At 71.2% G+C, this 23,641-nt stretch carries 18 protein-coding genes; 10 read left to right on the top strand and 8 right to left on the bottom strand.

The genetic code is table 11. The features are described 5' to 3' along the window. Positions 1–2 precede the first annotated feature (2 nt). The 5 genes from NQO67_RS37235 to NQO67_RS37215 all read right to left on the bottom strand — a co-directional run bounded on the left by NQO67_RS37235 (position 3) and on the right by NQO67_RS37215 (position 6,025). Entirely contained in the window at positions 3–1,259 is a 1,257-nt protein-coding gene (locus NQO67_RS37235; protein WP_255954901.1) for a styrene monooxygenase/indole monooxygenase family protein, read from the bottom strand. 81 nt (positions 1,260–1,340) lie between these two features. Then, positions 1,341–1,952, bottom strand: coding sequence for a GTP-binding protein (locus NQO67_RS37230; protein WP_255954976.1), 612 nt, complete (start codon positions 1,950–1,952; stop codon positions 1,341–1,343). Between the two features lie 94 nt (positions 1,953–2,046). Then, the gene (locus NQO67_RS37225; protein ID WP_255954900.1) at positions 2,047–2,439 is read right to left on the bottom strand and encodes a DUF742 domain-containing protein; all 393 of its coding nucleotides are present in this window, start codon (positions 2,437–2,439) and stop codon (positions 2,047–2,049) included. Continuing rightward, a complete protein-coding gene (locus NQO67_RS37220) occupies positions 2,439–3,077 on the bottom strand; it encodes a roadblock/LC7 domain-containing protein (RefSeq protein WP_374119256.1) in 639 nt (212 codons plus the stop codon). The genes NQO67_RS37225 and NQO67_RS37220 overlap by 1 nt, the downstream gene beginning before the upstream one ends. After that, positions 3,074–6,025, bottom strand: coding sequence for a sensor histidine kinase (locus NQO67_RS37215; protein WP_374119260.1), 2,952 nt, complete (start codon positions 6,023–6,025; stop codon positions 3,074–3,076). The genes NQO67_RS37220 and NQO67_RS37215 overlap by 4 nt, the downstream gene beginning before the upstream one ends. A 1,007-nt stretch (positions 6,026–7,032) precedes the next feature. Here NQO67_RS37215 and NQO67_RS37210 point away from each other — a divergent pair. Beyond that, positions 7,033–7,818 carry a hypothetical protein gene (locus NQO67_RS37210; RefSeq protein WP_255954898.1) on the top strand — a complete coding sequence of 262 codons (786 nt, stop codon included), beginning with the start codon at positions 7,033–7,035 and terminating at the stop codon, positions 7,816–7,818. 67 nt (positions 7,819–7,885) lie between these two features. On the opposite strand, the gene NQO67_RS37205 is transcribed toward NQO67_RS37210, so the two are convergent. After that, entirely contained in the window at positions 7,886–8,380 is a 495-nt protein-coding gene (locus tag NQO67_RS37205; RefSeq protein ID WP_255954897.1) for a MarR family winged helix-turn-helix transcriptional regulator, read from the bottom strand. A 328-nt stretch (positions 8,381–8,708) separates the two neighbouring features. On the opposite strand from NQO67_RS37205, the gene NQO67_RS37200 reads away from it, so the two are divergent. Together NQO67_RS37200 and NQO67_RS37195 are read left to right on the top strand one after the other, a co-directional pair. Further along, a complete protein-coding gene (locus NQO67_RS37200) occupies positions 8,709–9,554 on the top strand; it encodes a lysozyme (RefSeq protein ID WP_255954896.1) in 846 nt (281 codons plus the stop codon). A gap of 338 nt (positions 9,555–9,892) precedes the next feature. Further along, positions 9,893–10,252 carry a MerR family transcriptional regulator gene (locus NQO67_RS37195; RefSeq protein WP_255954895.1) on the top strand — a complete coding sequence of 120 codons (360 nt, stop codon included), beginning with the start codon at positions 9,893–9,895 and terminating at the stop codon, positions 10,250–10,252. Here the strand turns inward: NQO67_RS37195 and NQO67_RS37190 are convergent. Then, complete coding sequence (locus NQO67_RS37190) at positions 10,249–10,740, bottom strand: ATP-binding protein (protein WP_374119255.1); 492 nt, start codon at positions 10,738–10,740, stop codon at positions 10,249–10,251. The two genes, NQO67_RS37195 and NQO67_RS37190, sit on opposite strands and share 4 nt — an antisense overlap. 147 nt (positions 10,741–10,887) lie before the next feature. Between NQO67_RS37190 and NQO67_RS37185 the strand changes: the two genes are divergently transcribed. Then, positions 10,888–11,781 carry a helix-turn-helix domain-containing protein gene (locus NQO67_RS37185; RefSeq protein WP_255954893.1) on the top strand — a complete coding sequence of 298 codons (894 nt, stop codon included), beginning with the start codon at positions 10,888–10,890 and terminating at the stop codon, positions 11,779–11,781. Then, a complete protein-coding gene (locus tag NQO67_RS37180) occupies positions 11,778–12,047 on the top strand; it encodes a DUF397 domain-containing protein (protein WP_255954892.1) in 270 nt (89 codons plus the stop codon). The genes NQO67_RS37185 and NQO67_RS37180 overlap by 4 nt, the downstream gene beginning before the upstream one ends. A gap of 284 nt (positions 12,048–12,331) precedes the next feature. Here NQO67_RS37180 and lon read toward each other — a convergent pair whose 3' ends face one another. Continuing rightward, complete coding sequence (lon, locus tag NQO67_RS37175; protein ID WP_255954891.1) at positions 12,332–14,761, bottom strand: endopeptidase La; 2,430 nt, start codon at positions 14,759–14,761, stop codon at positions 12,332–12,334. A 280-nt stretch (positions 14,762–15,041) separates the two neighbouring features. On the opposite strand from lon, the gene NQO67_RS37170 reads away from it, so the two are divergent. The 5 genes from NQO67_RS37170 (at position 15,042) to NQO67_RS37150 (ending at position 23,506) form a co-directional block, all read left to right on the top strand. After that, positions 15,042–15,845, top strand: a complete 804-nt coding sequence (locus NQO67_RS37170; protein WP_255954890.1) for a GNAT family N-acetyltransferase — start codon at positions 15,042–15,044, stop codon at positions 15,843–15,845. 267 nt (positions 15,846–16,112) lie between these two features. Further along, positions 16,113–16,913, top strand: coding sequence for a spermidine synthase family protein (locus NQO67_RS37165; protein WP_255954889.1), 801 nt, complete (start codon positions 16,113–16,115; stop codon positions 16,911–16,913). Between the two features lie 116 nt (positions 16,914–17,029). Then, complete coding sequence (locus tag NQO67_RS37160; protein WP_255954888.1) at positions 17,030–17,767, top strand: response regulator transcription factor; 738 nt, start codon at positions 17,030–17,032, stop codon at positions 17,765–17,767. 61 nt (positions 17,768–17,828) lie between these two features. Next, positions 17,829–19,223, top strand: coding sequence for a HAMP domain-containing sensor histidine kinase (locus tag NQO67_RS37155; protein WP_255954887.1), 1,395 nt, complete (start codon positions 17,829–17,831; stop codon positions 19,221–19,223). Between the two features lie 434 nt (positions 19,224–19,657). Continuing rightward, positions 19,658–23,506 carry a multifunctional oxoglutarate decarboxylase/oxoglutarate dehydrogenase thiamine pyrophosphate-binding subunit/dihydrolipoyllysine-residue succinyltransferase subunit gene (locus tag NQO67_RS37150; RefSeq protein ID WP_255954886.1) on the top strand — a complete coding sequence of 1,283 codons (3,849 nt, stop codon included), beginning with the start codon at positions 19,658–19,660 and terminating at the stop codon, positions 23,504–23,506. Positions 23,507–23,641: the final 135 nt, after the last annotated feature.

The following is a 23,641-nucleotide window of genomic DNA, read 5'->3' as shown; positions in this document are numbered from 1 at the left end:
CGTCAGGCCTGGCCGGCGACCTGCCGCAGGTACTGCCCCGTCAGCTCCGGGTCGTAGAAGAAGTTCTCGAAGTCCGACGGGTCGTTGAAGCCGCCCGCCACCCGGTCGGCGACCTCCTGGTGCTCGCCGGCCGCGCCGAACAGGCCGAGGACGTGCTCCGGCGGCGGGGCGAGCATCGCGTTGGTCCACTTGGTGACGTGCTGGGCGACCTCGGACCAGTAGCGGTCGAAGGTGGCCGTCATCCACGCCTCGTCGAAGGGCTCGTCGCCCCGCGCGAGGATCGCGTCCAGGTAGAGCGCGGCGCACTTGGCGGCGGAGTTCGAGCCCTGGCCGGTGATCGGGTCGTTGGTGACGACGACGTCGCCGACACCGAGCACCGCCCCACCGCCCGGCAGCTGCCCGACGGGCCGGCGCACCGTGGGGGTGAACCGGCCGGACAGCGTGCCGCGCTCGTCGGTCAGCTCCACCTTGGTGGCGCGCGCGTACTCCCACGGCGTGAACCGCTCCATCAGCTCCAGCGTCAGCGCCAGATGCTCCGAGGGGTCCTTGACGCCCTGGAAGACGTCGAGCGGGCCGCCGGGGATGCCCTCCAGGAAGAGGATGTCGGCCCGCCCGGACGTCGTCAGGGTGGGCATGACGAACAGCTCGCCCACCCCGGGGATCGGGTTGCAGCGCACCGCCTCCACGTCCGGGTGCTCGGGGCGCGGGCCGAGACCGTGCACGTACGCGACGGCGAGGGCACGCTGCGGCTCGGTGTGCGGGGAACGGGCGGCGTCGCGCGCGAAGAGCGAGCCGAGTTCGCCGCGGCCGGCGGCGACCAGCACCAGGTCGTTCGAGCGCGCGAAGTAGTCCAGGTCGGAGACGGTCACGCCGTGCACGACGAGCCGGCCACCGCGCTCGACGAAGGTGTCCATCCAGCCGGCCATCTTCAGCCGCTGGTCCACCGACTGGGCGTGGCCGGGCAGCCGGCCGAGCCAGTCGATGACCCGTGACGAGGAGCCGGACGCGTCGGGCGGGCCCGCGACGGACAGGCCCAGGCCGTGGATGCGGGGCGCCTCGGACTCCCAGAAGTCCAGGCCCAGATCCCGCTCGTGGTGCAGCGCCGCGTCGAACATGCACTGCGTGGACATCACCCGCCCGGAGCGGATCTCGTCCGCCGTCCGGTTGGACATCAGGGTGACCTCGTACCCGTGCCCCTGGAGGCCGAGGGCGAGCTGGAGTCCGGACTGGCCGGCTCCGACGACGAGTACCTTCCGCATGCGGGGTCTCCTCCTGCTGGTTCTTCGAGCGCGAACCCCGGCATCGGTTCTCCGGGGCCGGTGGCGGCGAGCGGCGACCCGTCAGGCGGGAGTGGCGTCCAGGGCATGGCCCACGAGGGCGAGCAGGGTCTCGACCACCGGGATCCGCAACCGGGCGTCCATGACCAGTACGGGAACGTGCACCGGCACCGTCAGGGCGTCCCGCACATCCTCGGCGGCGAACTTCTCCGTGCCCTCGAAGTGGTTGACCGCGACCACGTACGGCATGCCACAGCTCTCGAAGTAGTCGAGCACCGGGAAGCAGTCCTGAAGCCGGCGGGTGTCCACCAGAACGACGGCGCCGATCGCGCCACGCACCAGATCGTCCCACATGAACCAGAAACGTCGCTGGCCAGGGGTGCCGAAGAGGTAGAGCACCAGATCGTCGTCGAGGGTGATCCGACCGAAGTCCATGGCGACGGTGGTCGTCGACTTGTCCGGTGTCGCGGTGAGGTCGTCCATCTCCTCGCTGGCCACCGTCATCAGCGCCTCGGTCTCCAGCGGGCTGATCTCCGAGACGGTGGTGACCAACGTGGTCTTGCCGACGCCGAACCCGCCGGCCACCACGATCTTGGTGGCCACCGGCGCCCGGGTACGGTCCAACTGCCAGGGCCGCAGGCAGTCCTCGGGCTCGTCGACGCCACCGGGCAGCACCGTGCCACGGGCGGCGCCGGTGTCGCCACCGCCCGGGTCGGTGCCCTCGCCGCCTTGACGGTCGGGCGGTTCGGTCTCGTCGGAGACGGTCTCGTCAGAGACGGCGAAGTCCACTCAGCACCCTTTCCAACAGCACGCGGTCCGGCGCTCCCGGGCCGTGACCGGTTCCGTACACGCGGATCCTTCCCTGGTCCGCCAGGTCGCTCAGCAGCACGCGGACCACGCCGAGCGGGATCCTCAACAGCGCCGCGATCTCGGCCACCGTCCGCATCCGGTGGCAGAGTTCGACGATGGACCGCATCTCCGGCATCATCCGGGCACCGCCCTGCGGCGGCCCGGACGGCTGCCCCTCGGGCGCCTCGACGGCGGCGACGAACGTCTCGACGAGCAGCACATGACCGAAGCGGGTACGACCGCCGGTGAGCGAGTAGGGGCGCACGCGGGCGGGCCTGGAGCCCGCACCGCGGCGCGGCAAACCGTCGCCCATCAGGTACGCCCCGCGGGCCGACCCGCCAGCGGCTCACGCGCCATCGACCGGGCCGGCTCGGCGACGGACCGGCGCACCGCACCGGGCACCCGCTCGTCCCGTGCCGCGTTCGACGCCCCGTTCTCCATCGACTGGCGCAGCTCGCTGCGGAGTTCGGGGGTGAGGACGTGCCCGGCACGGCTGACGAAGAACGCCATGTGGTACGCGACGATGCTCATGTCGCACTCGGGGGTGGCGTGCACGCCCAGCAGCGAACCGTCGCTGATCGCCATCACGCAGAGGTTGCCCTCCCGCATGGTGACCACGGTCTGCTTGACCTTGCCGCCGTCCATCAGCTTGGCCGCACCGAGGGTGAGGCTGCCGAGCCCGGAGACGATGGTGGCGAGGTCGGCCGCGGACCCCCGCGGTCCGCCCGTCGCGGCGGCGCGGGCTGATCGCCCCTGCGCCGCGCCGCCCGCACCGCCGTCGTCCCGGCCGGTGTGGGTGCCTCCCTCCGCGTCGGAGGAGAGCAGCAGCAGTCCGTCGGAGGAGACCACCGCGATCGACAGCAGTCCGGGCACCTCCTCCACGAGATTCGCCAGCAACCAGTGCAGATTCCGGGCTTCCCTGCTCAGGCCGTGCGTACTGGGCGCAGTCAACTGCTTGCCTCCTCGACTGTGTCCCCCTGGGCGTCCGCGACTGGTCGGGCCGCGTGAGCTGGTCCATCGTGCCGATTCTGCCGCGTCGTCGTGGTGGTGGTGAGGGGGTGCTGCGGAGCGCGCGGGTGGGGTACGGCGGGCGGCGTCGTGGGTGCGTCGGACGCGCGACGGGGGGTGCGCGTGCTGGACGCGGGGCGGGGGGTGGTGGGTCCGGTGGCGGGGCGGCCCGCCGGTGTCGGGTCGTCGTACGAGCCGGCCGGTGCGGTGGCGGGGTCCGCCTCCGCGTCCTGCCGCCCGGCTCTGGCCCCTTGCTGGAACCCGCCGAGTCTGCGGCGCAGTTCCTGCGCGTCCACGCCACCGGTGCGCTCCATCGGCTCACCGGCCTGCGGGGCGATCCGGGGCGTCCGCTTCGGCAGCCCCTTGGCGGTCAGCCGCTGGGGGGCGGCGGTTCCGGGGGCCCCGGGTGCGGCGGCGGGGTCCTGCGGCGCGGTGGGCGCGGCGGCGTCCCGGGTCCGCTCGTGGGCGTCGGGGCCGATGGCGTAGGGGTTGATGGGGTGGTCGGGGGTGAGGGGGGCTTCGTGCCGCGTCGGTGAGCGGTGTCCGGTCGGCTGCGCACCCGCCGGCGCGCCCTGTTCCGGACCCGCCGGCCCGGCCGGCTCCGTACGGGCATGGCCGGGGGCGGACGCCGCGGCCTGGTGCGGGCCGGACGCCGCGGGCTCGCCCTGCGAGGCGGCATCGGCGAGGGCGCTCTCCGCCGCCGCGATCAGGGAGTCGGCGAGGCCGCGCCCGGGAAGCACCGGCGAGTTCGCCTCCGTCGCGGCACCGGGCCCCTGCTGTGCGGCGGCCGGTCCCCCGACCACGCGCACCTCGCTCGGCGGTGCCACGACACCCGCTCCGGACTCGCCCAGCGCCGAGCGCGGCACCCACACGACCGCCGCGATGCCGCCCTGCTGCTGCTCGCGCAGCCGCACCCGCACACCGTGCCGCTGGGCCAGCCGCGCCACCACGTACAGACCGAGCCCGAGCCCGTCCGGTGTGTCCGGGCCGGCCGCGAGGTCCCCGGTCGAACGCGTCGCCTGGGCGCTGGAGACCAGCCGGGCCAGTTCCGCGTTGATCCCGGTCAGCCGCTCGGGCGCCATGCCGATGCCCTGGTCGGCGACGGAGAGCATCACGTCACCGCTCTCCAGCAGCCAGCCGGAGACCTCCACGGTGGCGTCCGGCGGCGAGCACGAGGTGGCGTTCTCCATCAGTTCGGCGAGCAGATGGCTCAGGTCGTCGGCGGCGAGCCCCGCGATGTGCGGCTGCGCGGGCAGCGCGGCGACGTGGATGCGCGTGTAGTGCTCGACCTCGCTGACCGCGGCGCGCACCACGTCGATCAGCGGCACGGGACCGGCGTGCTGGTGGCCGCGGTCGGCACCGGCGAGCACGAGCAGGTTCTCGCTGTGCCGCCGCATGACCGTGGCGAAGTGGTCGAGCCGGAACAGCGTGGCGAGCCGGTCGGGGTCGTCCTCCTGCTCCTCCAGCTTCTCGATGACGGCGAGCTGCCGCTCGACGAGACCGAGGGTGCGCAGCCCGAGGTTCACCAGGGTGCGCTGGCCGCCACCCTCCTCAGCGCCGTCGACCGCCTCCTCGTCCGCCGCGGTCTCCGCCACGTCCTCCGCCACGTGCGCGTCTTCCCGTGCGACGGCCCGCTGCGAACCGCCCGCCGGGGTGCCGTCCGCCGCGGCGCCGTGCGCCTGTGCGTGCAGCTCGACGGCATGCGCGTGCAGCGCGTTGACGGAGCGCAGGACCTGCGCGAACTCGTCGTTGCGGCCGGTGAAGCGGATGGGTTCGGCGGCGACGGGGTCGGCGGCCAGCCGGGCGGTGCCCAGGCGCAGCACGGCGAGCGGGCGGGTCAGCCCGCGTGCCATCGCCATGACGATGCCGACGCCCAGCAGCAGGCAGACGCCGGCGAGCGCGACACGGATCTCCAACGCCGTCACCGCGTCGTCGCGCAGCCCGGCGAGCTCCTTGATCCGGTCCACGTTCAGCGAGGCCTCGGCGCTCCGCATCACGTCGATCCGCGCGGTGAGCGTGCCGGCCAGCTTCTCGGCGTCGGTGTCCCGGTCGTCGTCGGACAGGGTGGGCTGGTCGGTGAGCCGGGCGAGGGCCTTCTCCGCCGCGGTGACGTCCGGCCCGGTGACGGTGGTGTCGTACGTGCTGCGGTACGCGTCGCTCGCCCGGTCCCGGAAGCCGGCGAGCTCGGCCGTCTCACGCAGCCGGGCCTGCTGGGCTGCGGCGCTCAGCTCGTTGCGCTGCCGGGTGGCGGACGCGGGCTCGTTGGGGACGGTGCGCGGCAGTCCGGTGGCCGGGTCGATGACGGTGGTGGTGCCGGTGGCACCGGGCACGGCGAGCGCGGCGAGCAGCAGCCCACGGGTGGCCTCGGCCTGCTCGACGGCGGTGTCCAGACCGGCCAACGCATGCCCACCCCGGGTGGCCTCGGGCGGCATGCGGTCCGCCAGGTCCTCCGCGAGGTGGTGCAGGGCGAGGATGACGTCCGCGTACGCCTGATGCACCGTGAGGGCGCTGCTCTTGCCGCTCAACGCCGACTTGCGCACCCCGGCGACCCGATCCAGGTCACGGCGGAGCGCGGCCGGTGCGTCGTCGTCGGCGCGCAGCTCGGCGATCCGCCGGTCGACGGGGACGCTGTGCGTGTCGGCCGGAGCCCTCCCGTGCGGCCGCCCGGCGGCGACGTACGCGGTGACCGCCTGGCTCTCGTCGGCCAGCGCGTGGGCGAGGGTGAGCGCCCGCTGGGTGCGCCGGGCGTCGTCCAGCAGCGCCTGCGCATCGCTGAGCCGTCCGGAGGCGTCGATCAGCCCCGGCGCACTCGCCGCGGCGGTCGCGGCCGCCACCACGGCAACGGCGACGACGAGCCGGTTCCGCACCCGCGCACGCCGGCCACGGCCCACGGGGGCGGGGGGACGGGGGGCGCTCGAAGCGGGTGCGCCCTTGCCGGCCTTGAGGCCCGTGGCGGTCTTGGGATCCGTGGCGACCCCGGCCTCCGTGGCGACCCCGGCGTCCGCGGTCGTCTTCGTGCCCGCGGTCGCCTTCCGACCCGTGCCGCCCTTGCCACCCGTGCCGGTCTCGGCCCCTGTGGTCGCCACCTTGCCGTCTCCCCTGCCCTTGACGTCCTTGCCGGCGGCGGAGCCGGAAACGGCGTCGCCACCGGAGTCGGTATCGGTGTGGGGGTTGATGATCGTACCGGCGTCCTTATCCGCATCGGTGGGGGTGGCCGCCGGACCGGATGCCGTCGCATCCGTGGTCGCGTGCGTGCTCGGGTCCGCGTGCGCGTCCACGGCACGTGCCTTCGGCACACCGGCGGGTGGCGTGGCGTCCTCGGCTCTGCGGGCGGCGCCCCCGCCGCGCACCGCGGGTCGTGCGCCCCGGACCGTGGGGCACGGGTGGAGGTCGTCGAGCCCGGGGGCCTGGTCACCCGGGGTGGTGCCCGCGGGGTCCGCCGGCCCGGTGGGACCATCCGGCGTGCGGCCGCCCGTGGCTTCCGCCGACACCGTCTGCTGCCTGCCTTCGCGCCGCGGCCGCTTCTTCTGCACCGGTGCTCGCAATCTCGTCGTCTGCCCTAAGACCCGGGTGACGATCCGTCAACACGAGCAGTCTCCGGGTACGGTTCCCGACCATCCCAGTGCCCGTGAGAAGTGGACGCGCATCGCACCACCCGCCACTCGAAGGAGTGAACCTGGACGGGGAGTCGTCGGCAAGTTCCCCTGTCATACGCAGCAGGCATGCGTGCCAGGCCAGTTGGACGTTGCGCACCGCCTTTGGCAAGATGCCCCGCCGCTCCGTGCACGGACGCCTCAATCTATCCCAAAGGGGCCGCCTGACCTGCGGCTACTGTCCGATTCTCGCACCCTGCCGCGCCGCCTCGGACCAGCCGGATCCGGTCATGCAGACTGGCCGAATGCGCATCGAATTGGCCACGGCACCGGGCACCCCCGCACACCCCAACGAGGACTACGCATCGGTGGCGCTGCCCGCCTTCGGACGGGGTGGCGCCTTGGTACTCCTGGACGGTGTGACCCCGCCGCGCGACGCATACGGGTGTCTGCATTCCGTCCCCTGGTTCACCGCCCGGTTGGGTGGCGCGCTCGGCGAACTGTCCGTTTCCCGGCCGGAACTAGCCCTGACCGACGTTCTTCACAAGGCGATTCTGCGCACCGCTGACGCACACCGTGCGACCTGTGACCTTTCTCACCCGCGCACCCCTCAGGCGACGGTGGTCCTGGTCCGCTGGGACGACGAGCGGGTGGAACATCTGGTGCTCTCCGACTCGGTCCTGCTGGTGACGGCGCCGGACGGCCGGGTGGAGCCGGTCCTGGACGGCCGTCTCGCCCACGTGCCACGCGCCTCCCTCGCCTCGGACGCCATCGCCGACGCGACGGTGCGCAACAAGGAGGGCGGCTTCTTCACCGCGGCCGCCGACCCGGAGGTGGCGGCACGTGCGGTGACGGGTACGCGGCCGCGCACGGAGGTGCAGTCCGTTGCGGCGCTCACAGACGGGGCGGCGCGCTGGGTGGAGAAGTTCCGCGAGGGCGACTGGCCGGACTGCGTCGCCCTGCTGCGCAAGGAGGGGCCACAGGCGCTCGTCGACCGGGTGCGCGCGCTGGAGAGCGCCGACACCGAGCGGGTCTTCCTGCGCCGCAGCAAGACCCACGACGACGCGGCGGTGATCTACGCGGAGCTTTGACACGCGGCCCGCCGCGCCGTCCACTGCCGCACCCGCCACACCACCCGCCGATCACGCCCGCCTCACTTCACTCCGCCCCCGCCGCCGCGTTCAACTGGTGCAGCAGTCGCGCCAGCTCGGCGACCTCCGTGCGGTCCCAGTCGGAGAGCTCGCGGACGTAGCGGGCGCGGCGGGCGTCGCGTACGGTGCGCAGCCGGTGGCCGCCGCGCTCGGTGAGGTGGATGAGCCAGGCCCGCCCGTCGGCCGGGTCGGGCTCCCTGGCGACGAAGCCGAGCGCCTCCAGGGCGCGCAGCTGCCGGCTCATGGTGGCCTTGCCGACGCCGATGTACCCGGCGAGGTCGGTGGCCCGCTGCCGGCCGAGCTCGTCCAGGCAGACGAGCAGACCGTAGGCGGACGGCTCCAGGTCCGGGTGGACGGCTCGGGCCATCTCACCCGAAGACGCCCGGGCTCGGCGCAGGAAAACCGTCAACTCCCTTTCCAACGCCAGGAACTCCGGGTCGACGCGGGATTCGGGCGCGCCGGTTTCCGCAGCCTGTTCCGCGCTGTTTCCGTCTCCGCGCACGTCTGCATCCATGCTCTGCATTACGAGGTTCCCGATCTGAAAGTTCCGCCGACTTCGGTTGCCGTTTCCGGCGGACACGGTCGTCGCCCCAGCTCGGCCAGTATTCCGTAGGCGTAGACCACCGGCGATCACCGCGGCCCTTCCCGCAAGGGTTCTACGTGCGTAGAATCGCATTGATGTCATGCAACCGACAAATCGTCGGATTGAGACGCCACCCATCCCCACCCGTGGGTCGCGCCAGAGTCACCGAACTTCCCCCCTGTCCCCCCATCCGGGCTCCCACGAGCCGTGCCGGCTCGTGCGCCCGCCAGGCATTCGGAGGCACACCATGCATGTCCGCGTCCGCAGACCCCTGACGACCCGCCGCTCACCCCGCACGGCGGTCGGGGCCCTCCTCGCCGCGCTCAGCCTGCTCGTCGCCCTGCCCGCCGCGGCCCAGGCCGCCGACCACCACAGCACGGTGCCCGAACGCGGCTCCGCCTACCTGGGCATGGGCGTCGTCGAACACGACGGCCGGGCCCCCGCCGGGCCGCTGCACGCCGACGCCGAGCAGACGGAAGGCGTCGACGTCGCCAGCTACCAGGGCAACGTGGACTGGGCCGGGCTGTGGAACAGCGGCGTGCGGTGGGCCTACACGAAGGCCACCGAAGGCACGTACTACCAGAACGAGTACTTCACGCAGCAGTACAACGGCTCCTACAACGTCGGCATGATCCGCGGCTCGTACCACTTCGCCACCCCCGACACCACGTCCGGCGCCACCCAGGCCCAGTACTTCGTGGCACACGGCGGCGGCTGGTCCAAGGACGGCAAGACGCTGCCCGGGATGCTGGACATCGAGTGGGACCCGTACGGCGGGGACTGCTACGGCCTGAGCCAGGGCGCGATGGTCTCGTGGATCCAGGACTTCACCACCACCTACCGCTCGCTCACCGGTCGCGACCCCGTGATCTACACGGCCACCAGCTGGTGGACCGAGTGCACGGGCAACTCCGGAGCCTTCGGCAGCGTCAACCCGCTGGCGATCGCCCGGTACGCCTCCGACGTGGGGACGCTGCCGGCCGGCTGGGGCTTCTACACGATCTGGCAGTACACGTCGACGGGTCCGATCGTGGGCGACCACGACCACTTCAACGGTGCGCTGGACCGGGTACAGGCGTTGGCCAACGGTTGATTTGTTCCCGGGCGTTGCCCGGGGCGCCCGGTGCGGTTCACGTGCCCGTGCGGTGTGGCTACGCCGGTCGTCCGGGGCGCCCGGTGCCGTTCACGTGACCGTGCGTCGTGGGCTGTGCCCACCCGTTCCGCCCTGCGGAACGACTGCCCACAGAAGGGTAGGGGTGCGGTGCCCCCTTGTCCTCGGGTGCCGAAGGGCCGCCTTCGCTGGGGTGGGTGGGTCGGTGTCGTGGGGGTATGTACTCCCCCACGACACCTTCCGTCTCACTCGCGGCTCTCCCCCGGTGGTCCCTCGTGAACAGTGGAGTAAGGTCCGCCGTCAAGGTCGAGGGGGAAACCATGCGTATCGGAGAGTTGGCCGAACGAACGGGTACGACCAAAGACACCATTCGCTTCTACGAGAAGATCGGCATCGTCGAAGGTCAACGGCTGGCGAACGGCTACCGTGACTTCCCGCCGGAAACGGTCGCCTGGCTGCACTACGTCCGCACCGCGCAGAGCCTTGGTTTCACGTTGGCCGAGATCGCCCGCTATGGCGAAGAACTCCGCAACACGCCGGACGACGACGAGGCATTGTCCGCTCTGCTCCAGAAGAAGATCCAGATCATCGACGAGCGTATAGCCGGCCTTACCGAGCTACGCGCCGACCTCGTGACGCGAGTCGACACCACATGCCCGTTGCGGAAGGCGGCATGCTAACGCGCTGGAACGGCGACGCACTCCGCCCATACCACCTTCCCCGGCGCTCCGGTGCGCGGCGCAACCCCCCACCGCATCGCCAACCGAGCGATGATCAGCAGCCCCCGGCCCACCTCGGCGTCCCCCGGCGGCTCCGGGCATGCCATCGACGGCACGCGCTCGGTACGGGTGTCGGTGACCTCAACGCGCACCGTGCCCGCCACCTCTGTCAGACGGACGTGGAAGTCCCGGCCGGGCACATGCCCATGACGCACGGCGTTGGCGCACAACTCCGCCGCGATCAAGGTGACTTCCTCATTGATGACGCTGCCGTACGGGTGGCCCCACGTATCCAGCCGATGCGAGACGAGGCGGCGCGCCAGGCGGGCACCACGGCGCGATGACGTGAAGCGCATCGCAAACTCGTGGCCGGGATCGTCGACGGCGTCGAGTGCCGGCCCTTGAGGGCGGACCGGAACGTCGCGTTCGAGGGACTTCTCGCTGTTCATGGGGTCCACGCTGCCGCCCTCGTTTTAGCGTGACGAGACACGGCGCGCACACGGCAGGTCGCTGTACGTGGCCGGTGCGCGGATGTCGGCGGGGTGGAGCGTGACGGCCTGCGCCAGGCCGCGTTGGCCCACGGAGGTGATAGGGCGATGAGTGAACCAACGGACACGTGGGACGCGGAGTCCAGTCCTGGAGAACAGCGACCGGAACCGGAGACAGGAGCGGGGGCCGGAGCGGATCCAGGTGCCCGCTCCGCCATCCTCCGCGTGTTCGGCCGCCAGTTGAAACGGTGCCGCGTGCGCGCGGGCCTTGAACGCCCGGAGTTCGGCGCGATGGTCGGCTACTCGGCCTCCACGATCGCCGCGTTCGAGCAGGGGCGCCGCATCCCCCCGCCCCGCTTCATCGACCAAGCGGACGAACTCCTCGACGCCGGCGGCGTCCTGCTGGAGATGAAAGACGAGGTCGCCAAGGCCCAGTACCCACCGTTCTTCCAGGACGCGGCGGAGTTGGAGGCGAAAGCGGTCGAGCTACACGTGTACGCGAACCAGGCTGTGCCTGGGCTGTTGCAGACGAAGGAGTACGCACGGTCAGTGTTCGGGATGATGCGTCCACCGCTGAACGAGGACACAATCGAACAGCGGGTAGTGGCTCGCCTCGCGCGTCAGGAGCTTTTCGCTAAGCATCCAACACCGCTCATGAGCTTCGTTATCGATGAATCGGTGCTTCGCAGGCCGATTGGTGGTCGTGAAGTGTTGCGCGGCCAGTTAGAGAAGATACTGCTGGCCGGGCACCAGCGGGCAGTTGAGATTCAGCTGATGCCACTGAGCAGTGAGCAGAACGCTGGACTCGCTGGGCCGTTCACGTTGATCGAGACAGACGAAAATCAGAGGATCGCTTACGTTGAGGTCCAGAACGTGAGCCAGGTCCACACTGAGCGACGGCTGGTCAGAGGGCTGGAGATCAAATACGGCATCCTACGCGCCCAGGCACTCACGCCCCAGGCGTCGCTCAACTACGTTGAGGAGCTGCTGAGGGAGCTATGAACACCGAATTCAGGAAGAGTGCCGCTGAGCGCCTATGGGTCAAGAGCAGCTACAGCAGCGGGGCTGGAGGCGAGTGCGTCGAAGTCGCTCTGGAGTGGCACAAGTCCAGCTACAGCAGCGAGGAGGGCGGCGAGTGCGTCGAAATAGCCACCTGCCCGCACGCCATCCACATCCACGTACGAGACTCCAAGGACATAGCCCGCCCTGGGCTTACGGTCAGCGCCGCCGCGTGGACCGCGTTCCTCTCCGGGCCTCCGAAGGAGTAACGCGGGAGGCGCAGTAGAAGTCCCCACCGGGCCGCAGACGCGAACGAGACGGCAGGGGGCGTGGGGGATGTGCGCGCGCAGGACCGCCGCTGAGTGCCGGTGAACTGACGGTCCAGGATCATCGCGCCGGCCGAGCACGTGCATCCCCCGCGCCCCCGACCCGCAACGAAGCCTCACGCGCCATGAACAGCCCGTCCGGCGCTTGAGGACAGAGGCCGTCAAGGCCGAAAAAAGGGGGCCTGGGGGCAAAGCCCCCAGACCCACGCCCCAGCCAGCGGCAAAAGCTACGCCGCAGCCAACGGAACCCCGGCCTCCCGCGACGCCGTCGCAGGCGAAAGGGCCAGTTCAAGAACCTGCCTGACATCCGAAACCGCATGCACGTCAAGCTTCGCAAGAACCTCGTCAGGCACGTCGTCCAGATCCGCCTCGTTCCGCTTCGGTATCACCACGGTCGTGATCCCCGCCCGGTGCGCAGCAAGCAACTTCTGCTTCACGCCACCGATCGGCAACACCCGCCCCGTCAGCGACACCTCCCCCGTCATCGCCACGTCCGTCCGCACCAGACGCCCACTCAGCAGCGACGCCAGCGCGGTCGTCATGGTGACCCCGGCACTCGGCCCGTCCTTGGGCACCGCACCCGCGGGGAAGTGGATGTGCACGCCGCGGTCCTTGAGGTCGGCCACCGGCAGCTCCAGCTCCGCACCGCGCGAGCGCAGGAAGGACAGCGCGATCTGCGCGGACTCCTTCATCACGTCACCGAGCTGACCAGTCAGAGTCAGCCCGGACGCACCCGTCTCAGGATCCGCCAGCGACGCCTCCACATACAGCACGTCCCCACCCGCACCGGTGACGGCGAGCCCGGTGGCGACACCGGGCACGGACGTACGCCGCTCGGCCGGGTCCTGGGCGGACTCGGGCACGTGGTGCGGCCGCCCGATCAGGCCGCGTAGATCGTCCTCGCCGACGGTGAACGGGAGCTCCTGCTCACCCAGCTCCTGACGGGCGGCGACCTTCCGAAGCAGCCGCCCGACCGCACGCTCCAGGTTCCGCACCCCCGCCTCACGGGTGTACTCACCGGCGAGCTTGCGCAGCGCGCTCTCCTCCAGGGTGACCTCGTCCGCCGCGAGACCGGCCCGTTCCAGCTGGCGCGGGAGCAGGTGGTCACGGGCGATGACGACCTTCTCGTCCTCCGTGTAGCCGTCGAGGGTGACCAGCTCCATGCGGTCGAGCAGCGCCTCGGGGATGGCCTCGCGCACATTGGCGGTGGCGAGGAACACCACGTCGCTGAGGTCGAGCTCGACCTCCAGGTAGTGGTCCCGGAAGGTGTGGTTCTGCGCCGGGTCGAGCACTTCGAGGAGCGCGGCCGCCGGGTCACCGCGGAAGTCGGAGCCGACCTTGTCGATCTCGTCGAGAAGGACGACCGGGTTCATCGAGCCGGCTTCCTTGATGGCGCGCACGATACGACCGGGCAGCGCCCCGACGTAGGTGCGCCGGTGCCCGCGGATCTCGGCTTCGTCCCGTACGCCGCCGAGCGCGACGCGGACGAACTTGCGGCCCATCGCGTGGGCCACGGACTCGCCCAGCGAGGTCTTGCCGACACCGGGCGGCCCGACGAGCGCGAGCACGGCGCCGCCGCGTCGCCCGCCGACCACGCCGAGCCCACGGTCGGCGCGCCGCTTGCGCACCGCCAGGTATTCGACGATCCGTTCCTTGACGTCCTCGAGGCCGGCATGTTCGGCGTCGAGGACGCCCTGGGCGCCCTGGATGTCGTAGGCGTCCTCGGTGCGGGTGTCCCACGGGAGTTCGAGGACGGTGTCGAGCCAGGTCCTGATCCAGGAGCCCTCCGGGCTCTGGTCGCTGGACCGCTCCAGCTTCTCGACTTCCTTCAGTGCGGCTTCGCGCACCTTCTCGGGCAGGTCGGCCGACTCCACACGGGTCCGGTAGTCGTCGGACTCGTCCTCGCCACCGTCGCCGTTCAGATCACGCAGTTCCTTGCGAACGGCTTCCAGCTGGCGGCGGAGCAGGAACTCACGCTGCTGCTTGTCGACGCCTTCCTGGACGTCCTTGGCGATGGACTCGGCCACGTCCTGCTCGGCGAGGTGCTCGCGGAGCTGCTCGGTGGCGAGCTTCAGCCGGGCCACCGGGTCGCCGGTCTCCAGGAGGTCCACCTTCTGCTGGGTGGTGAGGAACGGCGAGTAGCCGGAGTTGTCGGCGAGCTGGGCGATGTCGTCGATCTGCTGGACGCGGTCCACGATCTGCCAGGCGCCGCGCTTGCGCAGCCAGCTGGTGGCGAGCGCCTTGTACTCCTTGGCGAGATCGGTGACGGCGCCGGGCAGGGGCTCGGGCACGGACTCCTCGACGGCGGTCGCCTCGACCCACAGGGCCGCGCCGGGGCCGGTGGTGCCCGCGCCGATCTTCATCCGGCGCCGGCCGCGCACCAGCGCCCCGGGATCACCGTCGGCGAGCCTCCCGACCTGCTCGACGGTACTGAGCACACCGGTACCCCCGAGGGTCCCGTCGATGCGTGGCACCAGCAGCACCTTGGGCTTGCCGGGCTCGGTTCTGGCGGCCGCTTGGGCGGCTTCGATGGCGGCCCGTACGTCGTTGTCACTGAGGTCGAGCGGAACCACCATCCCGGGCAGCACCACATCGTCGTCGAGCGGCAGCACGGGCAGGGCGAACGATGTAGCGGTGCCAGCGGACTCAGCAGGCATGATCTCCCCTTCGGCAGTCAAGTTGAGCTATGCAGACTCAATGCACCTGAGTCCCCGGATGTTCCCGACCCTTCGTGGCGTTCGCTGTGAGCGATCAGCCACCCTTGGTCGCGCCCCACCTCGTGACCGTTTCGACCGTTCCAGCCGTTCCAGCCGTTCCAACCGTTCCCCAGCCGCGTTCCATCCCGTGCCGGCGAGGTCGGGCCCCGCCGGACCGGTCCGGGCCCCGAGAATCGGAAAACGGGTTGCGGCGGACAGCCGAGTGCTCTTCCGTACCCGGGTGACCGAACTCGCCGCGGCGGACGCCGACCTCCTGACCGCCTACGACGCACAGCTGCGCGGCATACCGCCGTCCCTCCCCACGGGGGTGCACACGGAGCGGGACGGACCGCTCACCCGGATCGTCGGGCAGTTCCGCGGCTTCGTGGCCACCCCTCGCGACATGGGCGTCCGAGGCACCGACCTGGACCTGCTGATCGCGCGACAGCGTGACTACTTCGCCGCCCGCGGAGAGGCGGTCGAGTGGAAGACCCGCGGCCATGACCTGCCGGCCGACCTCACCGACCGGCTGACCTCGGCTGGCTTCGTCCCCGAGGAGCGCGAGACGGTGCTCATCGGGCGCGCCGCCGAGCTGACCGCCGCGCCGGGCCTGCCGGACGGCGTCACGCTGCGGCAGGTCACGGCCGACGCCGAGCTGCGCCGGATCGCCGCGATGGAGTCCATCGTCTGGGGTCAGGACTGGTCCTGGCTCGCGGACGACCTGAGCGCGCGGATCGCGGCCGCTCCGGACCAGATCGAGGTACTCGTCGCCGAGGCGGACGGCACGGTGGTCTCGGCGGCATGGCTGGTGTACCGGGCCGGCACCGACTTCGCCTGCCTGTGGGGCGGCTCGACGCTGGCCGAGTGGCGGGGCAGGGGCATCTACCGCGCGCTGGTCGCCGCCCGCGCCCGCAGCGCCGCCGCACGCGGTGTGCGGTACCTCCAGGTCGACGCCTCCGACGACAGCGCCCCGATCCTGCGCCGCCTGGGCCTGGCCGCGGTGACCACGACGACACCGTACGTGTGGACCCCGGCGGCCGACTGAGCCGAGGGGACGCGCCCCGGCGCGTTCCCCGTCGTCGGGCGGCACGCCACCGGACCCCCGTCGTGGGGCGGCACGCCACCGGACCCCCGTCGTGGGGCGGCACGCCACCGGACCCCCGTCGTGGGGCGGCACGCCACCGGACCCCCGTCGTGGGGCGGCACGCCACCCGACCCCCGTAAGGGGACGGCACGCCGCCCGTCCTCCATGGTGGGGCGCCACGCCGCCCCGCCCCTGGCCCCACCCCTCCCCAGTCGAGAAGATGGCCCCATGCACGCCGCGCACCTTCCCCACCCCGCCACCGCGCCCGCGCCCGACGGCCCGCCCGTCGTCCTGGACCGGCGGGAGGGCCCCTACGGCGAAGTGGTGCTGCGGCGGCACGGCACGCTGCTCCAGATCATCGCCAACGGGTGCTTCCTGATGGACACCTCGGACGGCCGCTCGGAGCGACTGCTCATGGACGTCGCCCTGGAGACCCTGGAATCCCGGGAGGCCGGTGAAGCCCTGGAGTCCCGGGAGGCCGGGGAGGCCCCGGAGCCCCAAGCCGGCCGCCCGGCACCGTCCGTACTCATCGGCGGACTCGGCGTCGGGTTCTCCCTCGCGCACGCCGCCGCCGATCGGCGCTGGGGCCAGATCACCGTCGTCGAGCGCGAGGCGGCGATCATCGACTGGCACGGCGGCCCGGGCCGCCCCTCGGCACCGGACGCCGCCCCGCTCGCCGAGATCTCCGCCGCGGCGCGCACCGATCCGCGTACCGAGATCGTGCACGCCGATCTCCTCACGCACCTGCGCACGACCGGCGCACGGTACGACGCGCTCTGCCTGGACATCGACAACGGCCCGGGGTGGACCGTCACGGAAGACAACGACGACCTGTACTCCCCCGCGGGACTCGCCGCATGCCGGACCCACCTGACGCCGGGCGGCGTTCTTGCTGTATGGTCCGCGGAACCCTCGCCGGAATTCGAAACCGCCTTGCGCAATGCCGGATTCCGAGCGGTTCACACCAAAGAGATCCCCGTGTCTCGGGGTGTTCCCGACGCGGTGCACATCGCGGTCGGGCCCCGATAGCCGTGGCAGGGCCCGGGCCCGTACGCTGCTGACCGGCGCACGGATGATTCAAGCGTCAATCGAACGGCAGGGATCACCCCCACGATTCCGGAAAAGCAACAGTCAGGGGCGGGGCGATGGAGCAGACACACACCTCCCACAACGGCAGCACGGCGGCCTCCGGCGCACAGCGCCGCGTGCTGGTCATCGAGGACGACCCGACGATCGTCGAGGCCATCTCCGCCCGGCTGCGTGCCGAGGGTTTCCTGGTGCAGACAGCCGGGGACGGCCCTGCGGGCGTGGACACCGCCGAGGCATGGCAGCCCGATCTGCTGATCCTCGACGTGATGCTGCCCGGCTTCGACGGCCTGGAGGTCTGCCGGCGGGTGCAGGCACAGCGGCCGGTGCCGGTACTCATGCTGACGGCTCGCGACGACGAGACGGACATGCTGGTCGGCCTGGGCGTGGGCGCCGACGACTACATGACCAAGCCGTTCTCGATGCGTGAACTCGCGGCCCGGGTGCACGTACTGCTGCGCCGGGTGGAGCGCGCGGCGCTGGCCGCCACCACACCGCGCAGCGGCATACTCAGGCTCGGCGAACTGGAGATCGACCACGCGCAGCGCCGGGTTCGGGTGCGCAGCGAGGACGTCCACCTCACACCCACCGAGTTCGACCTGCTGGTGTGCCTGGCGAACACCCCCCGCGCGGTGCTCTCCCGCGAGCAGTTGCTCGCCGAGGTGTGGGACTGGGCAGACGCCTCCGGGACCCGTACCGTCGACAGTCACATCAAGGCACTGCGCCGCAAGATCGGCGCCGAGCGGATCCGCACCGTGCACGGTGTGGGGTACGCCCTGGAGACGCCCAACCCGTGAGCACCACATGAGCCCAAGACGATGAGCCCGACGGCATGAGAGGTCCCGACGGTAGCTGGCGATGAGCGGGATCAGCGGAACGAGTCCCACAGAAGGCACCGGCGGCCCGGGGGACGCATCCCAGCAGGGCCACCACGCCAAGAGCACCGACGGTGACACCGGTGCAGCCACCGGCATGACAGCGCGGGCCCGAGCGCGCCTGCGGGCCGCCCGCACTCCGGCGCACTCCACGACCTGCAACGACAGCCGTGTCCGACGCCCGGCCAGGCTACGGCGGGCCGTCGAGGCGGCCGGCCAGGCGGTGGCAGACCTGAGGGAGACCCTCAGCGCCCAGCAGGGCAACGACGCCGGCCGCCAGATCGTGCTGTGGGCGTCGGGGGTACGGCCGTTCTCCGTGAAGACCAAGCTCGGCATGCTGGTCGTCGTCTCGGTCTTCATCACCACCGGACTGCTGATGATCGCGGTCCGCACCGAGACCGAGCTGCGCTTCATCACGGTCTTCTCGGTGATAGCCACCCTGCTGATCACCCAGTTCGTGGCGCACTCCCTGACGGCGCCGCTGGACGAGATGAACACGGTGGCCCGGGCGATCTCGCACGGCGACTACACCCGCCGGGTGAGCGGCGACAGCCGCCGCGACGAGCTCGGCGACCTCGCCTCCACCATCAACCGCATGGCCGACGACCTGGAGGCGCAGGACCAGCAGCGCAAGGAGCTGGTGGCGAACGTGTCGCACGAGTTGCGCACCCCCATCGCCGCGCTGCGCGCCGTCCTGGAGAACGTCGTCGACGGTGTCTCCGCGGCCGACCCCGAGACCATGCGCACCGCCCTGAAGCAGACCGAACGGCTGGGACGGCTGGTCGAGACGCTGCTCGACCTCTCCCGGCTCGACAACGGCGTCGTGCCGCTCAAGGCGCGCCGTTTCGAGGTGTGGCCGTATCTCTCGGGCGTGCTGAAGGAGGCGAACATGGTCGCCTCGGCGCGCGCCGGGATCGCCTCGGGCTCCGGCAGCCACACCCGTACCGACGTCCACCTGCACCTGGACGTCTCCCCGCCCGAGCTGACGGCGTACGCGGACGCGGAGCGCATCCACCAGGTGGTGGCCAACCTGATCGACAACGCGGTCAAGCACAGCCCGCCGCACGGCCGGGTCACCGTACGGGCGCGGCGCGGCACGAGCCCCCAGTCGCTGAACCTGGAGGTGCTGGACGAGGGGCCCGGCATTCCGCGCTCCGAGTGGCACCGCGTCTTCGAGCGCTTCAACCGCGGCCGCCACCGCGGCGCCGGTGCCGCCCAGGGGGGACACGGCTCCGGCAGCGACGGTGGCACGGGGCTCGGTCTCGCCATCGCGCGCTGGGCGGTCGACCTGCACGGCGGCACGATCGGGGTGGCCGAGTCGACCCGCGGCTGCCGGATCCAGGTCTCCCTGCCGGGCGAGCCGCGCGCCCGCGTGTGAGAGGCGTGCCGGCTACGCCGGGCGCCGACCGGACGAGGTCAACGCCGGGATGCGTGACGTCACCCACATGCAGGCGGCGTGGTCGACGTCACGCACCCCTTTCGTAGATGCCATGCACATGCAAAGACGGAGCCGGGCCCGGGCAGCCGGGGCACCCGGGGCCGCGGCGTGCCGCAGGCGTACCAGGAGCCGGGATCAAGCCGCGGCACGGCGCCCGAGGCCCGTAGGCGCACCTCGGGACGGCCCTGCGCGGCCAGGTTCTCCGTGCGAACGAAACTGAATCTTTTTCCCGATCGCCATCGCCGTGAAACACCCTCTTCGGTGTGACTTACACGACGGATGACCGGCCCGGACTGCAGGTCCCACCCCAAGAGGCGTAGCCTTTATTCCCGCTGTCCCATCATCTTGTGAAGCGGAAGAGGGCGGTTGCCGCCGTGTCGCCACAGTCCCCTAGTAATGCGAGCTCCCCCAGCCTGAGCGCGGGTGGTACTTCCCGGACCGACCAGGAGGGGCAGGGCAAGAACCCTGCGGCTTCCTTCGGTCCCAACGAGTGGCTCGTCGACGAGATCTACCAGCAGTACCTCCAGGACCCGAACTCCGTCGACCGCGCCTGGTGGGACTTCTTCGCCGACTACAAGCCGGGTGCCGCCGCCACCGCCTCCACCTCGACGGCCGGTGCCACGGCCGCCGAGACGGCGGGGACCGCCACCAGTGAGGCCCCCGCGGCGCCGAGCAGGCCCGCACCGGCGCCCGCCGCCCCGAAGACCGCAGCGCCCGCGCCCCAGGCCGCCACGACAGCGCCGAAGGCCGCAGCGCCCGCCGCACCCGCGCGGCCCGCCGCCAAGCCGGCGCCGGCCGCGCCGGCGAAGCCCGCTGCCGCGCCCGCCGCAGAGGCCGCCGAAGGCCCCGAGTACGTGGCCCTGCGCGGCCCCGCCGCCGCCGTCGCGAAGAACATGAACGCCTCCCTGGAACTGCCGACGGCCACCTCGGTCCGCGCGGTGCCGGTGAAGCTGCTCTTCGACAACCGCATCGTCATCAACAACCACCTCAAGCGGGCCCGCGGTGGGAAGATCTCCTTCACCCACCTGATCGGCTACGCGATGGTGCAGGCCATCAAGGCCATGCCGTCGATGAACTGGTCGTTCGCCGAGAAGAACGGCAAGCCGACCCTCGTCAAGCCCGAGCACGTCACCCTGGGCCTGGCCATCGACCTGACGAAGCCGAACGGCGACCGGCAGCTGGTCGTCGCCGGCATCAAGAAGGCCGACACGCTGAACTTCTTCGAGTTCTGGCAGGCCTACGAGGACATCGTCCGCCGCGCCCGTGAGAACAAGCTCACGATGGACGACTTCTCCGGCGTCACCGTCTCGCTGACCAACCCCGGCGGCATCGGCACCGTCCACTCCGTGCCGCGGCTGATGCCGGGCCAGTCGGTGATCATGGGCGTCGGTGCGATGGAGTACCCGGCCGAGTTCCAGGGCACCTCCCAGGACACCCTGAACCGCCTGGGCATCTCCAAGGTCATGACGCTCACGTCGACCTACGACCACCGCGTCATCCAGGGCGCAGCGTCGGGCGAGTTCCTGCGCATCGTGGCCAACCTCCTCCTCGGCGAGAACGACTTCTACGACGAGATCTTCGAGGCGCTGCGCATCCCCTACGAGCCGGTCCGCTGGCTCAAGGACATCGACGCCTCCCACGACGACGACGTCACCAAGGCCGCCCGGGTCTTCGAGCTGATCCACTCCTACCGGGTGCGCGGCCACGTCATGGCCGACACCGACCCCCTGGAGTACCGCCAGCGCAAGCACCCCGACCTCGACATCAACGAGCACGGGCTCACCCTGTGGGACCTGGAGCGCGAGTTCGCCGTCGGCGGCTTCGCCGGCAAGTCGATGATGAAGCTGCGCGACATCCTCGGTGTGCTGCGCGACAGCTACGTGCGCACCGTCGGCATCGAGTACATGCACATCCAGGATCCCAAGCAGCGCAAGTGGATCCAGGACCGCGTGGAGCGCCCGCACGCCAAGCCGGAGCGCGAGGAGCAGCTGCGCATCCTGCGCCGGCTGAATGCCGCAGAGGCGTTCGAAACGTTCCTGCAAACCAAGTACGTCGGCCAGAAGCGGTTCTCGCTGGAGGGCGGCGAGTCCGTCATCCCGCTGCTGGACGCGGTGCTGGACGCCGCGGCCGAGTCCCGGCTCGACGAGGTCGTCGTCGGCATGGCACACCGCGGCCGGCTGAACGTCCTGGCGAACATCGTCGGCAAGTCGTACGCGCAGATCTTCCGCGAGTTCGAGGGCAACCTCGACCCGAAGTCGATGCACGGCTCCGGCGACGTCAAGTACCACCTGGGTGCCAACGGCACCTTCACCGGCCTCGACGGCGAGCAGATCAAGGTCTCGCTGACCGCCAACCCCTCGCACCTGGAGGCGGTCGACCCGGTCCTGGAGGGCGTCGCCCGCGCCAAGCAGGACATCATCGGCAAGGGCGGCACCGACTTCACCGTGCTCCCCGTCGCGCTGCACGGCGACGCGGCCTTCGCCGGCCAGGGCGTGGTGGCCGAGACACTCAACATGTCCCAGCTGCGCGGCTACCGCACCGGCGGCACCGTGCACATCGTGATCAACAACCAGGTCGGCTTCACCGCCGCGCCGGAGTCGGCCCGTTCCTCGATGTACGCCACCGACGTGGCCCGCATGATCGAGGCGCCGATCTTCCACGTGAACGGTGACGACCCGGAGGCCGTGGTCCGCACCGCGCGGCTGGCCTTCGAGTTCCGCCAGGCGTTCAACAAGGACGTCGTGATCGACCTGATCTGCTACCGCCGCCGCGGCCACAACGAGTCCGACAACCCGGGCTTCACGCAGCCGCTGATGTACGACCTGATCGACAAGAAGCGCTCGGTCCGCAAGCTCTACACCGAGTCCCTGATCGGGCGTGGCGACATCACCCTGGAAGAGGCCGAACAGGCGCTCCAGGACTACCAGGGCCAGCTGGAGAAGGTCTTCACCGAGGTCCGCGAAGCCACCCAGCAGCCGAGCGGCGCCGAGGTGCCGGAGGTGCAGCCGGAGTTCCCGGTCGCCGTCCAGACCGCGATCTCCGAGGAGGTCGTCAAGCGGATCGCCGAGTCCCAGGTGAACATCCCCGACCGGGTCACCGTCCACCCGCGCCTGCTGCCGCAGTTGCAGCGCCGGGCCACCATGGTCGAGGAGGACGCCATCGACTGGGGCATGGGCGAGACCCTGGCGCTCGGCTCCCTCCTCCTGGAGGGCACCCCGGTCCGGCTGTCCGGGCAGGACTCCCGGCGCGGCACCTTCGGCCAGCGGCACGCCGTCCTCGTCGACCGCGAGACCGGTCAGGACTACACGCCGCTGCTGTACCTCTCCGAGGACCAGGCCCGCTACAACGTCTACGACTCGCTGCTCTCCGAGTACGCGGCCATGGGCTTCGAGTACGGCTACTCGCTGGCCCGGCCCGAGTCGCTGGTCATGTGGGAGGCCCAGTTCGGCGACTTCGTCAACGGTGCGCAGACGGTGGTCGACGAGTTCATCTCGTCCGCCGAGCAGAAGTGGGGCCAGACCTCCGGCGTCACCCTGCTGCTGCCGCACGGCTACGAGGGCCAGGGCCCCGACCACTCCTCGGCCCGCCCGGAGCGGTTCCTCCAGATGTGCGCGCAGAACAACATGACGGTGGCCATGCCCACCATGCCGTCGAACTACTTCCACCTGCTGCGCTGGCAGGTGCACAACCCGCACCACAAGCCGCTGGTCGTCTTCACGCCGAAGTCGATGCTGCGGCTGAAGGCCGCGGCGTCGAAGGCGTCGGAGTTCACCACCGGCGGCTTCCGGCCGGTCATCGGTGACTCCGCCGTGGAGGCGGGGACGACGGACCCGAGCGCGGTCCGCAAGGTCGTCTTCACCGCGGGCAAGGTCTACTACGACCTGGACGCCGAGCGGCAGAAGCGCGGTGCCACGGATGTGGCGATCATCCGTCTGGAGCGGCTGTACCCGCTGCCGGGTGCCGAGGTGCAGGCCGAGATCGCCAAGTTCCCGAACGCGGAGAAGTACCTGTGGGTCCAGGAAGAGCCCGCGAACCAGGGTGCCTGGCCGTTCATCGCGCTCAACCTCATCGACCACCTGGACCTGGCCGTCGGCGCGGACGTGCCGCACGACGAGCGGTTGCGGCGGATCTCCCGGCCGCACAGCTCGTCCCCCGCGGTGGGCTCCGCCAAGCGGCACCAGGCGGAGCAGGAGCAGTTGGTTCGTGAGGTGTTCGAGGCGTAACGCCTGCGGCGAGCTCAGCCGACGATCCGGGGTGCCCCTTTTTTCGGGGGCACCCCGGTTCCCTTTTGCGGGGCACCCCGCCGCGTGCGCTGCGCGCCGCCGCCCCCGTCCCGGGGTGGTCTTGGCGTCTTCGGG

Origin of the sequence: Streptomyces odontomachi, assembly GCF_024435355.1 — a bacterium.
Taxonomy (GTDB): domain Bacteria; phylum Actinomycetota; class Actinomycetes; order Streptomycetales; family Streptomycetaceae; genus Streptomyces; species Streptomyces odontomachi.
Note: the sequence above shows the minus strand (reverse complement) of the source record. Positions and strands in the feature narration are given on the sequence as shown.

Excerpts from the sequence above, each read along its gene's own strand:
- NQO67_RS37235 (WP_255954901.1), bottom strand. The coding sequence starts at position 1,259 with ATGCGGAAGGTACTCGTCGTCGGAGCCGGCCAGTCCGGACTCCAGCTC.
- NQO67_RS37225 (WP_255954900.1), bottom strand. The coding sequence starts at position 2,439 with ATGGGCGACGGTTTGCCGCGCCGCGGTGCGGGCTCCAGGCCCGCCCGC.
- NQO67_RS37210 (WP_255954898.1), top strand. The coding sequence starts at position 7,033 with ATGCGCATCGAATTGGCCACGGCACCGGGCACCCCCGCACACCCCAAC.
- NQO67_RS37200 (WP_255954896.1), top strand. The coding sequence starts at position 8,709 with ATGCATGTCCGCGTCCGCAGACCCCTGACGACCCGCCGCTCACCCCGC.
- NQO67_RS37195 (WP_255954895.1), top strand. The coding sequence starts at position 9,893 with ATGCGTATCGGAGAGTTGGCCGAACGAACGGGTACGACCAAAGACACC.
- NQO67_RS37190 (WP_374119255.1), bottom strand. The coding sequence starts at position 10,740 with ATGAACAGCGAGAAGTCCCTCGAACGCGACGTTCCGGTCCGCCCTCAA.
- NQO67_RS37185 (WP_255954893.1), top strand. The coding sequence starts at position 10,888 with ATGAGTGAACCAACGGACACGTGGGACGCGGAGTCCAGTCCTGGAGAA.
- NQO67_RS37180 (WP_255954892.1), top strand. The coding sequence starts at position 11,778 with ATGAACACCGAATTCAGGAAGAGTGCCGCTGAGCGCCTATGGGTCAAG.
- lon (WP_255954891.1), bottom strand. The coding sequence starts at position 14,761 with ATGCCTGCTGAGTCCGCTGGCACCGCTACATCGTTCGCCCTGCCCGTG.
- NQO67_RS37165 (WP_255954889.1), top strand. The coding sequence starts at position 16,113 with ATGCACGCCGCGCACCTTCCCCACCCCGCCACCGCGCCCGCGCCCGAC.
- NQO67_RS37160 (WP_255954888.1), top strand. The coding sequence starts at position 17,030 with ATGGAGCAGACACACACCTCCCACAACGGCAGCACGGCGGCCTCCGGC.
- NQO67_RS37155 (WP_255954887.1), top strand. The coding sequence starts at position 17,829 with ATGAGCGGGATCAGCGGAACGAGTCCCACAGAAGGCACCGGCGGCCCG.